Consider the following 15028-nt stretch of genomic DNA (forward strand, 5'->3'; position numbering starts at 1 on the left):
TCTTCATGTCACATTCAATCGCCGTCATCCCCGGCGACGGTATCGGCAATGAGGTCATGCCCGAGGGCCTGCGCGCCCTGGAGGCCGCGGCCCGGCGCTTCGGCATCGACCTGCAATACACCCATTTCGACTTCGCCTGTTGCGACTACTACCTGGCCCACGGCCGCATGCTGCCCGAGGACTGGTTCGAGCGGCTCAAGGGCTTTGACGCCATCTTCTTCGGTGCCGTGGGCGACCCGGCGCGGGTGCCGGACCATATTTCCCTGTGGGGTTCCCTGCTCCAGTTCCGGCGCGCCTTCGACCAGTACATCAACCTGCGCCCCTGCAAGCTGCTGCCCGGCATCCGCAGCCCCCTGGCGGGACGCAGCCCCGGTGACATGGATTTCTACGTGGTGCGGGAAAATACCGAAGGCGAGTATTCCAGCATCGGCGGCCGCATGTTCGAAGGCACCGAGCGGGAGGTGGTGATCCAGGAGACGGTGATGACCCGGATCGGGGTCGACCGGGTGCTGCAGTATGCCTTTGAACTGGCCGATCGCCGCCCCCGTCGCAAACTGACCTCCGCCACCAAGTCCAACGGGATTTCCATCACCATGCCCTACTGGGACGAGCGGGTGAAGGCCATGGCCGAGCGCTATCCGCAGGTGGCGGTGGACCAGTATCACATCGACATCCTCACGGCCAATTTCGTGCTTCACCCCGACTGGTTCGACGTGGTGGTGGCCAGCAATCTGTTCGGCGACATCCTCTCCGACCTGGGACCGGCCTGTGCCGGCACCATCGGCGTGGCCCCGTCGGCCAACATCAATCCCGACGGCACCTTCCCCAGCCTGTTCGAACCCGTACACGGCAGTGCCCCGGACATTGCCGGCCGGGGGATCGCCAACCCCATCGGCCAGATCTGGTCGGCGGCGATGATGCTGGAACACCTGGGCCACCAGGCGGCGGCCCAGGCCATCGTGACGGCGTTTGAAGGGGTGCTGACCGAGGGAGATTCCCGGGTGCTGACCCCCGACATCGGCGGACAAGGCAACACCCGTACCCTGGGCGAAGCGATCGCCGCCCGGATCGAAGGCTGATCCGGCCCGAGATGGCCCTACATGGCAGGATAGTTAGGGCCATCCCCCCCTTGGGGCGCCACCCAGTTGATGTTCTGGCCCGGGTCCTTGATGTCGCAGGTCTTGCAGTGCACACAGTTCTGGGCGTTGATCTGCAGGCGCGCACCCGAACCGTTCTTTTGCACGTATTCATAGACCCCCGCAGGGCAGTAGCGGGTTTCGGGACCGGCGAAGCGGGCATGGTTCAGTGACAGGGGCAGCGCCGGGTCCCGCAGTTGCAGGTGGACCGGCTGGCCTTCCTCGTGGTGGGTGTTGGACAGAAACACCGAGGAAAGCCGGTCGAAGGTGAGCGTGCCGTCGGGCTTGGGATACTCGACGGGGGTCGAGGATGCCGCCGGCTGCAGGGCGGCATGGTCCGGATGATGGTGAAGGGTCCAAGGCGCCCTGCCCTTGAGCACGTAGGTTTCCAGGGCGGCATGGGCTAGACCACCCCACAGGCCCCAACGAAAACCGGGACGGATGTTGCGAGCCGCATGCAACTCCTGCATCACCCAGGTCTGATCCAGACGCTGCCGGTAATCGACGGCCTCGCCCCGCCGCCCGGCCCCGTCGGCCGGCAGATCGAACACTGCCTCGGCCGCCGTCATGCCGCTCTTCATGGCGTTGTGGCTACCCTTGATGCGGGGCACATCCAGAAAACCGGCGGCGTCTCCGGCCAACAGGCCACCCGGGAAGCTGAGACGGGGAATGCTCTGCCAGCCGCCCTCCACCAGGGCCCTGGCCCCGAAGGCAATGCGGCGCCCGCCCTCCAGCACCTCGCGGATGGCGGGATGGGTCTTGAACCGCTGCATCTCCTCGAAGGGGCTCAGATAGGGGTTGCGATAATCCAGTCCGACGATGAAACCCACCGCCACCTGATGGTCTTCCAGGTGATAGAGGAATCCACCGCCGTAGGTGCCGTGGTCCAGCGGCCAGCCGATGGTGTGGCGAACGGTGCCGGGCCGGTGCCGGGCCGGGTCCACCTCCCAGAGTTCCTTGATCCCCAGGCCGTAGGTCTGAGGATCAACGCCATCCCGAAGATCAAAGTGTGCCATCAGCTGTTTGGTCAGTGAACCGTGGCAGCCCTCGGTGAACAGGGTCTGGCGGGCGTGGAGTTCCACCCCCGGCTCGAACTGGGGGCCTTCGCTGCCATCGGCCAGGCGGCCCATGTCGGCGGTAGCCACGCCCATCACCGCGCCCTGATCATCAAACAGGATCTGCGCCGCCGGGAAACCGGGCAGGACCTCCACCCCCAGATCCTCGGCCTGTTGGGCCAGCCAGCGGCAGAGATTGCCCAGGCTGATGATGTAATTGCCCTGGTTGTGCATCTGGGGCGGCAACGGCAGTTTGACCGACCGTTCCCGGCCCAACCACAGGAAGGCATCCTCGGTGGCCGGCGTGTGCAGGGGTGCCCCCCGCGCCTGCCAATCGGGAATGAGTTCGTTCAGAGCCCGGGGGTCGAACACGGCCCCGGAGAGGATATGGGCACCCACCTCGGAGCCCTTTTCCAGGACGCAGACCGACAGCTCCCGACCGGCAGCCGCGGCCAGTTGCCGTAGACGAATCGCCGCCGCCAGGCCGGCCGGGCCAGCGCCGACGATGACCACATCAAATTCCATGCTTTCACGTTCCGACATGGCGGGTTTCTCCGGGTGAGGGTGGTGGGTCAGGCCTTCATCTGTCTGAGTCCGTCCCGCAGCGACGGCAGGATCTCCAGCAGATCCCCCACCAGGGCATAGTCGGCGGTCTGCACCATGGGGCACTCCTCGTCCTTGTTGATGGCCACTACCACCTTGCTGTCCTTCATGCCGGCCCAGTGCTGGATGGCGCCGGAGATGCCCACGGCGATGTACAGCTCCGGGGCGACGATCTTGCCGGTCTGGCCTACCTGATAGTCGTTGGGCACGAACCCCGCGTCCACCGCCGCTCGGGAGGCACCGATGGCGGCGCCCAGTTCATCGGCCACCGCCTCCAGCAATCCAAAGCCCTCCGCGCTACCGACGCCCCGCCCACCGGAGATCACCACCCGGGCCGCGCCCAGTTCGGGCCGTTCGCTGCGGGTCATGGCGTCCTCCACGAACCGGGACACTCCCGGATCGGGGCCGGCCGCGATGGTCGTGATCTCTGCCTGCCCACCTTCTGCGGCCGGGGCAAAGGCCGTGGTGCGGATGGTCAGCACCCGGATGCGCTCCTCGCAACAGACCCGGGCCATGACATTGCCTGCATAGATGGGACGCTGGAAGACGGTGGGGCTTTCGATCGCGGTGATGTCCGATACCTGCCCCACGTCCAGCAGGCCCGCCACCCGGGGCATCACGTCCTTGCCGTGACTGGTGGCGGCGGCCACCACCGCCTGATGGTCGGCAGCCAGGGCGGCGATCAGTACCGCCAGGGGTTCCGCCAGCTGGTGTTCATACAGCGGGTCATCACACAGCAGTACCTGTGTTACACCCTGCAGCCGTGCCGCGGCCTCGGCCACGGCACGGCAGTGGTGACCGGCCACCAGAACCCGGATGTCTTCCCCCAGGGCCGTCGCCGCCGCCACCGCCCGTCGACCGGCATCGGAAAGGATTTTATGATCGTGTTCCGCCACTACCAGGACTGTCATGGTTGTTCTCCTTTTCAGATCACCTGGGCATCGTGCTTGAGCCGATGGAGCAATTCTTCCACGCTCTCCACCCGCACCCCGGGCTTGCGTGCCGGCGGTTCCGACACGCCCAGACAGCGGATGTCGGTGGACGTATTCACGCCCAGGCTGTCAAGGGGCTTGATGTCCAGTGGTTTTTTCTTGGCCTTCATGATGTTGGGCAGTTTCAGGTAGCGGGGTTCATTGAGCCGCAGGTCGGTGCTGACCACCGCCGGCAACGGCAGAGCCACGGTACGGGTACCGCCATCCACTTCCCGGCTGACCCGGGCCTCGCCGTCCGCCAACACCAGCCTGCAGGCAAAGGTGCCCTGCCCCCAGCCCAGACGGGCCGCCAGCATCTGGGCGGTCTGATTGCAGTCGTCATCGATGGCCTGCTTGCCCATGAGCACCAGCTGCGGCGCTTCTTCATCGACGATGGCCTTGAGGATGCGACTGACCACCACCGGCTCCAGGGCGGCTTCCGGGGTCTTGACCAGGATGGCCCGGTCGGCGCCGAAGGCCAGGGCAGTGCGCAGCACGTCCTGACAGGCATCGGTGCCGATGCTCACCGCCACCACATCGCTCACCTGCCCCGCCTCCTTCAGGCGCACGGCCGCTTCCATGGCGATCTCGTCAAAGGGGTTCATGGACATTTTCAGATTGGCCAGGTCCACACCGGAACCATCCGAGCGGGCACGCACCCGCACGTTGTAATCGACGACCCGTTTCACCGGTACCAGTACCTTCATGGGGCATTCTCCTTCAGGATTTGTCTTCGGGACGCATCACCAGCACCGGCGAGCGGGCGGCGCGGACCACCTCGCGGGCGAAGCTGCCCATGAGTGCCCGCTGCAGGCCGGTTCGCCCGTGGGTGGTCATGGCGATCACGGCGCCCTTGATGAGGGCGGAATAGTCCACCACCGCCTGGGCCACGTCCTTGCCGTGAAGGACATCCCAGTTGACGGACATGCCGTACAGATCCGGCACGTGATCGGCCACCCGACGCAGGTAGACCCATTCACCGGAGTCGGCCCCGCCACCCCCGCCGAAAGACGGCTTGAGCACCTGGATCAAACGGATGTCGGCGCCGATGGCGCGGGCAAAGGAGACGGCCTCCGGCAGCATGGCCTCGGACAGGGGCGAACCATCCAGGCAGACCAGCAGGGTGCGGATGGGGCCGGTCCAGTCCTCGGCAAACTCCGGCCCGGTGAACAGCAGGGGCCGGTGGGTGTGCCTGACCATGTGACTGGCCACGCTGCCGGCCACGGCCTCCCCCACCAGGCCGCGGGCATGGGTGGACATGACCACCGGCGAGTCCGGGTCCCGGCCGATGAGTTCCATCACCCCGTCGGTGACCGAGGCATGGGTGATCACTTCCACCAGGCCATCATTGAGTCCCCGGGCCGCCAGGATACTCTGCAACAGGGCCTTGCGTTCGCCGGCATCCTGGTCCCGGGACACCACTGAGGCCAGACGGACCCGCAGGCCCAGTTGACCGGCCAGTGACAGCCCCGGCCGCAGGGCCGCCTGGGAGCGGACGCTTGAATCCAGCGGAATGGTGACGGCAGCAGACATGACATGGCTCCTTGTTAAGGACGTTGCGCGACTCAAGCAAGCCAGCGCTTGCGGCGTCGATAATGTTTCACGTTGAGGTAATCCACCTTGCCCGCACCGCCCAGATAGAATTCCTGTACATCCGGATTCTCCCGCAGCACGGCGGCCTCACCGCTCATGACCACATGACCGTTTTCCAGCAGGTAGGCATAGTCCACCACGGCCAGGGCGGCGGTGGCGTTCTGTTCCACCAGCAACACGCTCATACCCTGTTCCTCGTTGATCTTGCGGATGATCTCGAAGATCTCCTGCACCAGCAGCGGGGAAAGGCCCAGACTGGGTTCATCCAGCATGATCAGGTCCGGCTCGGTCATCAGGGCGCGGCCGATGGCCAGCATCTGCTGCTCGCCGCCGGAAAGGTAACCGGACTTGGTGCGAGCCCGCTCCTTCAGGCGGGGAAAATAGGTGAACACCTGTTCCCTAAGTTCCTGATAGCGCTGCCGGCTGCCCCGCAGGGGGAAGGCCGCCAGCAGATTATCCTCCGGGGTCAGGTGCTCGAAGATGCGTCGTCCCTCCAGCACGTGGACCAGACCGGCGGCCACCCTTTTGGGCGGCGTCAGCGGCAACATGTCCTGCCCCTTGAACCAAAGATTGCCGCGAGTGACCAGACCCCGTTCCGGTGCCAGCAGACCGCTGATGGACTTGAGGGTGGTGCTCTTGCCGGCGCCGTTGCTGCCCAGCAGGGCGATCATCTGCCCCTGCTCGATCTTCAGCGACACGCCCTTGATGGCGAGGAACACCCGGTCATACACCACTTCCACGTTGCTCAGTTCAAGCAGGGGTCGGGCCGTATCCTGCAGGGGCACGGCGGTATTCAATGATGTCAGCATGGGAACACCGTTTTCCTGTCTGTGGTGGAAGGTTCCGGGGAGTGCCACCCCAGGCAGCACCGGGGTGGCCGATCACGCACTAGCGGCCGTCCCTGAAACCCTGGGCATCCTTCTCGATTTCGTGCCAGACGATCTCCTGGAAGGCGTTGCTCCAGTCGGTCAGGGGTTCCCAGGTCTGGCCGTTCCACTGGGAGACACGACCATAACCGCCGCCCTGATGGTCGGCGGCGGTGAGAGTCACCGGGGGCATCAAACCACGGGCATCGAAGCCATCGATCATCTCAAAGCCGCGCCGCAGGGTGTCACCGGTCAGGGGGGCTCCGAACTCACGAATGGCCAGGCGGGCGGCCTCTACCGCCACCGCCATGGTGGCCACGCCGATGTTGTAGTAGCTCGAACCCACATTGGCGGCGGAACCGGCACCCAGGCCCGGCTCGACCACGTGGGTGACGATGTCCTGGATCACCGCCGGCTCCCGGCCGGAGGCCACCGCCTCGAAGCGCTTGACGCCGTTCATGTGGTTGCCCCCCACGTTGCGGGCGTCGGTCTCGGACAGCCACACCACGGAGAGGATGTTCTGGGGACGGATGCCGTTGCGAATGGCCTCGCGCACGGACACCTGCTGACCGCCGCCGGCACCCCAGATGATCACGTGGTCGGGTCGGTAACGGCGCACATCGGACCAGGTGGCGGACTGTTCGGCGCCCGGGCTGGGATAACCGAAGCTGCGCAGCTGGAAGCCCTTCTGCTGGGCCAGCTCCTGCAGCACCGGCAACGGTTCACGACCAAAGGGCGAGTCGATGTGTACCAGGGCGATGCGCTTGTTGGTCAGGCCGCCCTGATGGCGCTCGATGTAGTCCGCCAGCAGCGTGGCCTGGGACCAGTAGGTGGCCATCATGGGAAAGACGAAGGGGAAGGTCTCGCCGTCGGAGGCATCGCCGCGCCCGTGCAGGGCGGTGATCATCACCACTTCATCCCGCAGCACCCGATTCACCGCCGCCCGGGATACCGGCGTGCTGAAGAAGTCCACCAGCACGGCGCCCTCGCGCCGGGCCCGGTTGTAGGCCTCCAGACCCCGCTGGGGCTCGTTGGCGGTATCACGGATGATGGTCTCGATGGGGTGACCCTCGACGCCGCCGGTCTCGTTGATCAGGCGCAGGTAGTCCTGCTGGCCCTGGTTGTACTCGCTGGAGACGAAGGTGTAGACGGCGGTGAAGTCCTGCAACAGGGCGAACTTGATCGGTTCCTTGTCGGCACTGGCGGTCCCTCCCACCGCCAGGGCCACGGCACCGGCCACCCCGGCCAGCCCTTTGAGCAATGTCTTCATGGCATACTCCTCATTATGATCATCTGGCCCGATGGGGCCTGGTTGATATCAGCTCTGGGTATGACGGAACGGCCAGACCAGGAAGTATTTGCGGATGTTGTCGTAGATCTTGGCCAGTCCCAGGGGCTCGAACAGAATCACACCGATGATCAGTGCCCCGTAGACCATCAATGGAATGTGCGACAGCAGGTTGAAGGAGATGGGAATCAGGTCGAACTGGGCCACGAAGGCCAGCAGGTTGGTGAGCACAATGGGCAGCAGCAGGACAAACCCGGCCCCCAGATAGGCGCCGATGACGCTGCCAAGCCCCCCCACCAGCACCATCGCCACCAGCTGGATGGAGACGTTGAACCCGAACTGCTCCGGGGTCACCGCCTGGTAGTAGCAAAATGCCAGCACCGCACCGGTCACGCCGCCCAGGAAGGAGCTGGCGAAGAAGGCCAGCAGCTTGTACCTGAGCGGGTTGACGCCGATCACCGAGGCGGCAAAATCCTTGTCCCGCACCGCCACCAGGGCACGCCCGAAGCTGCTGCGCTTGATGTTCATGATCAGCAGCGTCACCACCACCGTCCACAGCAGGGCCGTGTAGTAGAGGGCACCATCGCTCTGCAGCGGGACGAACAGGAAGGTCACGTCGGGAGTGCTCAGGGTGGCCTGGGCACCGCCGGAGATGGCCGGCACGTTGATGATGGTCCACTCCACCAGGTACTGCATGGCCAGGGTGGCCATCACCAGGTACAGCCCCTTCACCCGCAGGGCCGCCGCCCCGAACAGGCAACCGATCAGGGCCGCCATCAGGCCGGCACCCAGCAAGGCCAGTTCGAAGGGCACCCCGGCTCGTGTCAGATGAATGCTGGTATAGGCCCCGATGGCCATCACTGCGGCAAAGCCGAAGTGCAGCTGGCCGGCAATGCCCATCAGCAAGGTCAGGGACAGGGCCGCCGCGGTCCAGATCAGCCAGGGCAGCATGTAGCTGGTCAGGTAGAGGTCGGAGAGCAGGAACGGGGCCGCCAGTGCCAGCAGCAACAGTCCCTGGATGATCCGCCGGTCGGCGGTCACGGGCCAGAGGGCACGCGCCGACTCGTAACGGGTATGGTGAATGCCGGACAGTCGATAGAACATGGCGCTTAGACCCTCTCGATGTCTTCACGGCCGAAGATGCCGTGGGGACGGAACATGATGGTGAGCAGGATGATCAGGGAGGTGACCACGTCGCGGGTGCCGCCACCCACCAGCGGGTCCACGTAACCAGGGATCACGCTGCCCAGGATGCCGACGATGAGACCGGCGACGAGAACGCCGTAGATGCTGTCCAGACCGCCCAGGATGACCACGGCCACGGCCGGGAACAGCAAGGCCGTCAGGGTCCAGTCGACCCCCTGTACCGAGCCCCACATGGCCCCGGCGGCCACCGCGGAGATCCCTGCCAGCCCCCAGGAGACGGCCACCGCCCGCTCCACGGAGATGCCCACGGACCAGCTGGAGATGTGGTTGTCGGACACCGCCCGCAGCTTGGTGCCCAGGCGGGTGCGGAAGAACAGCAGGGACAGGCCCACCATGGCCGCGCCGATGAGGCCGCCCACCAGATACTCCCGGTTGATGAACACGTCACCGATGATGATGGGCATCATGTCCAGGCCCAGGTCCAGGCTCTTGGGCGCCGCCCCCAGCAGGCCGGGGCCGATGCCCCGCAACAGGCTCTCCAGACCCAGGGTGAGCATGACCACCATGATGATGGGCTGACCCACCATCTTGCGCAGCAAGAAGCGCTCGGTGAGCATGCCGAACAGGAACATGCCCACCAGGGCCAGGAAAACGGCCACCAGAATGGGCGTGCCCAGCAGGCCGGCAAAGATCCACACCAGATAGGCGGCGATCATCACCATGGCCCCCTGGGCCAGGTTGGGCACCCCGGAAGACTTGTAGATGAGCACAATGCCCAGGGCCACCAGGCTGTACATGAGCCCGGTCAGCGCCCCGTTGATGGTCAATTCGATTAGAAACTGGAAATCCATGGATCACACCTCCTCCGCCAGCCGGGCACCGACCACGTCCGCCACCGCCAGGTGGCGCTTGAGGATGCCGGACTCGCCGGTTTCGTAACTGATTCTTGCCTCGAACTCGATGGCGCTGCGGCCGTCGTAGAGGGACTCAATGATGGGGGCGTAATGGGCGTCGATGACCTTGCGCCGCAGCTTGCGGGTTCGGGTCACCTCGCCGTCGTCCGGGTCGAACTCCTTGTGCAGGTTGACGAAGCGCCGAATCTCCAGGGCATCGGGCAGTACCGCGTTCACATGGGCCACTTCCTTGCGCACCAGTTCGTAGACCTGAGGCTTCTGGGACAGGTCGGCAAAGGAGGTGTAGGCCACCCCGTTCTCCTCCGCCCAGTGCCCCACCGCGTCGATGTCGATGACGATCAGGGCGGCCAGATAGTCACGATCCTTGCCCAGGATGCAGGCATCCTTGATGTAGTGACTGAACTTGAGACGGTTCTCCACGTAGGTGGGGATGAACCGCTCGCCGGCCCGGGTATGGACCACCTCGGACACCCGGCCCAGTACCACCAGCTGCCCGTCCTCCTCCAGATAACCCGCATCTCCGGTATGCATCCAGCCGTCCTGGAGGGTCTCGGCGGTAGCCTCGGGGTTGTTGAAGTAACCATCAAAGATGTTGTCGGAACGCACCAGGATCTCGCCGTCGTCGCTGATCTTCAGCGCCACCCCCGGGAAAGGCCGCCCCGCAGTGTGCAGGCTGATGGAATCCAGTGGCTGGGCCACGCACAGGGCACAGTTCTCGGTCTGGCCGTAGAACTGGCGCAGGTTGAGGCCCAGGGCGCGGAAGAACAGGAACACGTCCTCCCCCATGGCCTCGCCGGCGGTATAGGGTCGCTCCACCCGGGCCAGTCCCAACTGATCCTTGAGGGGTCCGAAGATCAGCACTTCCCCCACGGCGCGCCAGAAACGCTCGGCCGCCGTGGGCGCCTGACCGGCCAGCCGACGCCGTTCCAGTTCCACCGCAAAGGGCATGAAATGGTGATAGAGGCGACGCTTGAGACCGGTGGATTCATTGATGCCCACCTGGATGCGGGTCAGCATGTTGGACCAGGCCCGGGGCGAACCGAAGTACAGGGTGGGGGCGATTTCCCGCAGATCGTGCAGGGCGGTTTCCTGACGCTCGGGGATGTTGACGCAGAACCGTAATACCAGGGCGGCACCGATGGTAAAGATGAAGTCACCCACCCAGGCCATGGGCAGGTAGGCCATGTGCACCTCGCCTTCGCGGAAATAGCCGGCCTGCGAGGCATTGCGCACCCCCGAGAGGATATGACCATGCTTGAGGGGAATGCCCTTGGGGGCGCCGGTGGTACCCGAGGAATGCAGCAGTACCGCCGTGTCATGGACCGAGGGCCGGGACTGCAGGTCCTGGGCCAGGTTCGACTCCCGTTCCAGCCGGGCACGCCCCCGGGCCAGCAGATCTCCCAGGGCCAGCGCCCCTCGAGGTTCCTTGTCCTTGAGCCCCCGGGGATCATCGAACAGGATGTGATCCAGATGGCCGTAGCCGGCAACGCGGATACCCAGCAGCTTGTCCACCTGCTCCTGGTCCTCCACCAGGGCGCAGCGGATGGACTCCGCCTCCATCTGGGCCTGGATTTCCTGCGGATTGGTGTCCGGATAGGCCGGGGACGGCACGGCCCGCAGGGTCACCGCCGCCAGCATGCCGAAATACAGTGCCGGCCGGTTGTCACCCACCACCAGGATTCGATCCCCCGGACCCACCCCCAGTGTCTCCAGACCCGCGGCCAGAGCCATGACCCGTTCCAGGTAATCCCGCCAGGTATACTCCTGCCAGATGCCCCGGTCCCGCTCCCGCAGGGCGATCTGGTCGGCATGGTCACGGGCATTGTTCACCAATTGCCGGATCAGGTGGTCCTTATCCTGCCAGCCGGGGTGCATGGCCCTGGAGGTCTCCAGGTTCTGATGTATCTTTTCAGGCAGCATCTTTGACCTTCCCGATATAGGCCGTGACGACGGCAGGATCATTGATGGCTTCGCGGGTGGGGCCTTCGGCGATCTTCTCGCCGTTGTTGAGCACCACGGCCCGGTTGCAGATGGCGGTGACCACGTCCATGTGGTGCTCGATCAGCAGCATGGTGGTGCCCATGGCCTCCCGGGCATCCAGGATGAAGCGCACCATGTATTCCTTTTCCTCTTGGTTCATGCCGGCCATGGGTTCGTCCAGCACCAGGAAACGGGGCTCGGCACAGAGGGCACGAGCCAGCTCCACCCGCTTCTGCATCCCCAGGGGGATCACATCCACGGGCTCGTCCCGCACACTCTCCAGCTGCAGCAGGTCGATGATTTCCTCCACCTTGACCCGGTGCGCCACCTCCTCCTTCTGGGCCCACCACCAGTAGAACAGGGAGGCCATGACGCTGGGGCGCATGAAGATGTGACGGCCCAGCAGGATGTTGTCCAGCACGCTCAGGCCTCGGAACAGGGCCACGTTCTGAAAGGTGCGGGCGATGCCCTTCCGGGCGATGCAATGGGGCTTGAGCCCGTTGATGGGTTCACCCATAAATCGGATCCGGCCCTGCTGGGGCGGATAGAAGCCGGTGATGGCATTGACCAGGGTGGTCTTGCCCGAGCCGTTGGGGCCGACCAGCCCGAAGATCTCTCCCCGGCGTACCGACAGGGAGATGCCCTTGAGTGCCTGAAGACCGCCGAACCAGCGATTCACCTGGTCGCATTCCAGTACGATGTCCTGGTCGGCGTCATGCTGAGTCTGTGTCACGCCTTAACCCTCCCGATGCCTGGTGATCTTGACTGCCGGCGGCCAGGCTGCCGGCGGTGTGTTGCGTTGATGGGCCGCAGCCGGCCCGTGGCCGCCGGGGCGGCTCGGTACCGGTCACTGTTTCCGTGATCAGCCCCTTGCATGCCTGCGGCGGGGCCGGACCGCCTTCAGGTCGCCGGCGGAGCGTGAATGCCCAGCGCCGCCAGGGCTTCGTCACGAAGCATGAACTTGAGCGCACGCCCCGTACTGCGGGGAAACGCCTCATAGAGGCGCACGTGCAGGGGAATCTTGAAATGGGCGATCTGACCCTTGCAGAAGTCCTTGACCGCCGCCTCCGTCAGCGACGTTCCTGCTCCGAGTTCCACGCAGGCGCAGACCACCTCCCCCAGACGGTCGTCGGGAATGCCCACGACCACCGCATCCCGGATCTGCGGATGGGTGCGCAGGAAATCCTCCAGTTCCCGGGGATAGATGTTCTCGCCGCCGCGAATGATCATGTCCTTGACCCCGCCGACGATGCGGCAGTAACCCGCCCCGTCGATCTGCGCCAGGTCGCCGGTATGCAGCCAGCCGGCGGCATCCACCACCCGCCGGCTCAGCTCCGGATCGTCCCAGTACCCGCGCATGACGTTGTACCCCCGCACGCACAGCTCACCGGTAACCCCTCTGGGGACGATGCGGCCCTCGCTGTCGATGACCTTGGCCTCCACATGGGGACGGATGGTGCCGACGGTGTTGAGGCGCCGTTCCACCGGGTCGTTCACATCGCTCATGAAGGAGATGGGGGACGATTCGGTCATGCCGTAGCCGATGGTGACCTGCGCCATGTGCATCAGGCGCATCACCTGATCCATGGTTTCCGGCGGACAGGGGGCACCGGCCATGATGCCGGTGCGCAAGGAAGCGAGGTCAAAATCAGAGAACCGTTCATGGTCGAGCATGGCCTTGAACATGGCGGGCACCCCGTAGAGGGCGGTGCACCGTTGACCGGCCACGGCCTTGAGGGTATCCAGCGGGTCGAAGGCCTCGCCGGGATAGACCATGGCGGCCCCATGTCCCAGGCAGGCCATGTTGCCCATCACCATGCCGAAGCAGTGGAACAGGGGGACCGGGATGCAGACCCGGTCATCGGCACCCAGGCACAGGCTCTGCCCGACCATGTGGCCGTTGTTGAGGATATTGTGATGGGTCAGGGTGGTGCCGGCGGGCTCGCCGCCCATGGCGTTGCTGAACTGGATGTTCACCGGGTCGTCCATCTCCACCCGGGCGGCCATTTCGGCCACCCGGGCCAGGGCCTGCGGGGTACATTCGGCCTGCATCAGGCGGGAGAAATTGAGCGTGCCCGGGGTTTCCGCCTCCCCCACACGGATCACTCGCTGCAGTGACGGGATGGCGGCTGCGCTCAGGATGCCGTTTTCAGCGTCGGCAAGTTCCGGCAACAGTTCCTGTAACATCTGGATGTAGTCGCTGGTCTTGAAGACATCCTGGGTCACCAGTGCCCGTACCTGTACCAAGTTCAGGAAACGCTGCAGTTCCGCCTTGCGCGCCCCGGGATTGATGTTCACCGAGATCATGCCCAGGCGCGCCGCAGCCAGCTGGGTCAGGGTCCATTCGCTGCGGTTCATCATCCAGATGGCGATGCGGTCCCCCGGCTCCAGCCCCAGCGCCAGGAAGGCAACGGCCAGCCGGTCCACCGCGGCATCCAGTTCCCGCCAACTCAGGCACACATCATGGGTGCAATCCACCACTGCCAGGTCCTCCGGCCGGGTGGACGCCTGACGGCGCAGACAGTCACCCACGGTGGTGCCCTGCAGCGGCTCTGCGCCCGCGCCGTGCACATAACTGTAATCAGGATGGCTCATGTTCTCCTTCCTCCGGAGCGCCGACGTTCCGAATGATGCCAGTCTGGTTATGAAGTTATGGCCAATTTATTTACCGTTTACGTCCACGTCAACTATTTTTTTCCATGTATACACCAGGGTTTCTGTGTGCAGCGCACAAAACCCATGCAGGGCAGACATTGATTGCGTAAAATGTTCCGTTAACGGAAACCTGCCCGATTCCAGCAGGTCCAAACCCAGGCCTGACCGGCATAGAGCGTCATCACTATCCGGAAGTATCGATAGCCAACAGGAAACCACCATGAGCGATCCCCTGCCGACGATTCGGGAACACGACCTCAACGGCACCACCTACACCATTGGAGAACTGGCCAAGGAATTCGACATCACCACCCGCGCCATCCGCTTCTACGAAGATGAGGGCCTGATCAGCCCGGTACGCATCGGTTCCAAGCGTCTGTATCGCCGCCGTGACCGGGCCAGACTCAAACTCATCCTGCGGGGCAAGCGCCTCGGCTTCACCCTGGCGGAGATCCGCGAGACCTTCAATCTGTACGACGAGGCTCATGGCGAGGCCCACCAGCTGCGCTATTACCTGTCGGTGCTTGAGGAAAAGCGCCAGCACCTGATCCGCCAGCGGGAAGATCTGGAAGAAACCCTGCGTGAACTGGATCACTCCTACGCCCATTGCGAGCAACTGCTGGCGCAGCAGGAACAGCACAAGGTGAAGGACCACGGCACTGCCGCCGCGTCCCGTCAGGCGCGTCCCTCACCCGCCGCCACCCGGATGGAAGACTGACGGCAGGGGCGCGTCCCGCGTCCCGCTTCCACGCCGACATGCCGCCCTGATGGCCGCATCGGGTCGGCATGATCCCGCACCCCGCGCCCCTCTCTAAAAGCAA

Annotated in this window: 13 protein-coding genes; 2 read left to right on the forward strand and 11 right to left on the reverse strand. The window is 64.8% G+C overall.

What is annotated here, in order from left to right; all coding sequences use genetic code 11:
• Positions 1-5: 5 nt before the first annotated feature.
• On the forward strand, positions 6-1079 hold the full coding sequence (locus LQ956_RS13365; RefSeq protein WP_238622499.1) for a tartrate dehydrogenase: 1074 nt from the start codon (positions 6-8) through the stop codon (positions 1077-1079).
• 17 nt (positions 1080-1096) lie between these two features.
• On the opposite strand, the gene LQ956_RS13370 is transcribed toward LQ956_RS13365, so the two are convergent.
• The 11 genes from LQ956_RS13370 to LQ956_RS13420 form a co-directional block, all read right to left on the reverse strand.
• Positions 1097-2734, reverse strand: a complete 1638-nt coding sequence (locus LQ956_RS13370; RefSeq protein ID WP_238630162.1) for an electron transfer flavoprotein-ubiquinone oxidoreductase — start codon at positions 2732-2734, stop codon at positions 1097-1099.
• Between the two features lie 29 nt (positions 2735-2763).
• Positions 2764-3705, reverse strand: coding sequence for an electron transfer flavoprotein subunit alpha/FixB family protein (locus LQ956_RS13375; RefSeq protein WP_238622497.1), 942 nt, complete (start codon positions 3703-3705; stop codon positions 2764-2766).
• Positions 3706-3719: 14 nt separating this feature from the next.
• On the reverse strand, positions 3720-4472 hold the full coding sequence (locus LQ956_RS13380; protein WP_238622496.1) for an electron transfer flavoprotein subunit beta/FixA family protein: 753 nt from the start codon (positions 4470-4472) through the stop codon (positions 3720-3722).
• 13 nt (positions 4473-4485) lie between these two features.
• Positions 4486-5298: a universal stress protein gene (locus LQ956_RS13385; RefSeq protein WP_238622495.1), complete on the reverse strand. Its 813-nt coding sequence runs from the start codon at positions 5296-5298 to the stop codon at positions 4486-4488.
• Positions 5299-5330: 32 nt separating this feature from the next.
• Positions 5331-6167, reverse strand: a complete 837-nt coding sequence (locus tag LQ956_RS13390) for an ABC transporter ATP-binding protein (RefSeq protein ID WP_238622494.1) — start codon at positions 6165-6167, stop codon at positions 5331-5333.
• 79 nt (positions 6168-6246) lie between these two features.
• Positions 6247-7494, reverse strand: coding sequence for an ABC transporter substrate-binding protein (locus tag LQ956_RS13395; RefSeq protein ID WP_238630161.1), 1248 nt, complete (start codon positions 7492-7494; stop codon positions 6247-6249).
• Between the two features lie 48 nt (positions 7495-7542).
• On the reverse strand, positions 7543-8616 hold the full coding sequence (locus LQ956_RS13400; protein ID WP_238623487.1) for a branched-chain amino acid ABC transporter permease: 1074 nt from the start codon (positions 8614-8616) through the stop codon (positions 7543-7545).
• Positions 8617-8621: 5 nt separating this feature from the next.
• The gene (locus LQ956_RS13405; RefSeq protein ID WP_238630160.1) at positions 8622-9509 is read right to left on the reverse strand and encodes a branched-chain amino acid ABC transporter permease; all 888 of its coding nucleotides are present in this window, start codon (positions 9507-9509) and stop codon (positions 8622-8624) included.
• Positions 9510-9512: 3 nt separating this feature from the next.
• Positions 9513-11492, reverse strand: coding sequence for an AMP-dependent synthetase/ligase (locus LQ956_RS13410; protein WP_238630159.1), 1980 nt, complete (start codon positions 11490-11492; stop codon positions 9513-9515).
• Complete coding sequence (locus LQ956_RS13415) at positions 11482-12285, reverse strand: ABC transporter ATP-binding protein (protein ID WP_238630158.1); 804 nt, start codon at positions 12283-12285, stop codon at positions 11482-11484. Before LQ956_RS13415 ends, LQ956_RS13410 begins: the two co-directional genes overlap by 11 nt.
• 167 nt (positions 12286-12452) lie before the next feature.
• The gene (locus LQ956_RS13420) at positions 12453-14147 is read right to left on the reverse strand and encodes an AMP-binding protein (RefSeq protein WP_238622729.1); all 1695 of its coding nucleotides are present in this window, start codon (positions 14145-14147) and stop codon (positions 12453-12455) included.
• 280 nt (positions 14148-14427) lie between these two features.
• Between LQ956_RS13420 and LQ956_RS13425 the strand changes: the two genes are divergently transcribed.
• Positions 14428-14925 (forward strand): MerR family transcriptional regulator, encoded by a 498-nt coding sequence (locus LQ956_RS13425; RefSeq protein WP_238622728.1) that lies wholly within the window; start codon positions 14428-14430, stop codon positions 14923-14925.
• Positions 14926-15028 lie beyond the last annotated feature (103 nt).

Source organism: Ectothiorhodospira lacustris, assembly GCF_022227845.1.
Taxonomy (GTDB): domain Bacteria; phylum Pseudomonadota; class Gammaproteobacteria; order Ectothiorhodospirales; family Ectothiorhodospiraceae; genus Ectothiorhodospira; species Ectothiorhodospira lacustris.

What these genes read in the sequence shown, in the direction of transcription:
- LQ956_RS13420 (WP_238622729.1), bottom strand. Translation starts at nt 14,147, where the DNA reads ATGAGCCATCCTGATTACAGTTATGTGCACGGCGCGGGCGCAGAGCCG.
- LQ956_RS13410 (WP_238630159.1), bottom strand. Translation starts at nt 11,492, where the DNA reads ATGCTGCCTGAAAAGATACATCAGAACCTGGAGACCTCCAGGGCCATG.
- LQ956_RS13365 (WP_238622499.1), top strand. Translation starts at nt 6, where the DNA reads ATGTCACATTCAATCGCCGTCATCCCCGGCGACGGTATCGGCAATGAG.
- LQ956_RS13385 (WP_238622495.1), bottom strand. Translation starts at nt 5,298, where the DNA reads ATGTCTGCTGCCGTCACCATTCCGCTGGATTCAAGCGTCCGCTCCCAG.
- LQ956_RS13375 (WP_238622497.1), bottom strand. Translation starts at nt 3,705, where the DNA reads ATGACAGTCCTGGTAGTGGCGGAACACGATCATAAAATCCTTTCCGAT.
- LQ956_RS13395 (WP_238630161.1), bottom strand. Translation starts at nt 7,494, where the DNA reads ATGAAGACATTGCTCAAAGGGCTGGCCGGGGTGGCCGGTGCCGTGGCC.
- LQ956_RS13425 (WP_238622728.1), top strand. Translation starts at nt 14,428, where the DNA reads ATGAGCGATCCCCTGCCGACGATTCGGGAACACGACCTCAACGGCACC.
- LQ956_RS13400 (WP_238623487.1), bottom strand. Translation starts at nt 8,616, where the DNA reads ATGTTCTATCGACTGTCCGGCATTCACCATACCCGTTACGAGTCGGCG.
- LQ956_RS13390 (WP_238622494.1), bottom strand. Translation starts at nt 6,167, where the DNA reads ATGCTGACATCATTGAATACCGCCGTGCCCCTGCAGGATACGGCCCGA.
- LQ956_RS13405 (WP_238630160.1), bottom strand. Translation starts at nt 9,509, where the DNA reads ATGGATTTCCAGTTTCTAATCGAATTGACCATCAACGGGGCGCTGACC.
- LQ956_RS13380 (WP_238622496.1), bottom strand. Translation starts at nt 4,472, where the DNA reads ATGAAGGTACTGGTACCGGTGAAACGGGTCGTCGATTACAACGTGCGG.
- LQ956_RS13370 (WP_238630162.1), bottom strand. Translation starts at nt 2,734, where the DNA reads ATGTCGGAACGTGAAAGCATGGAATTTGATGTGGTCATCGTCGGCGCT.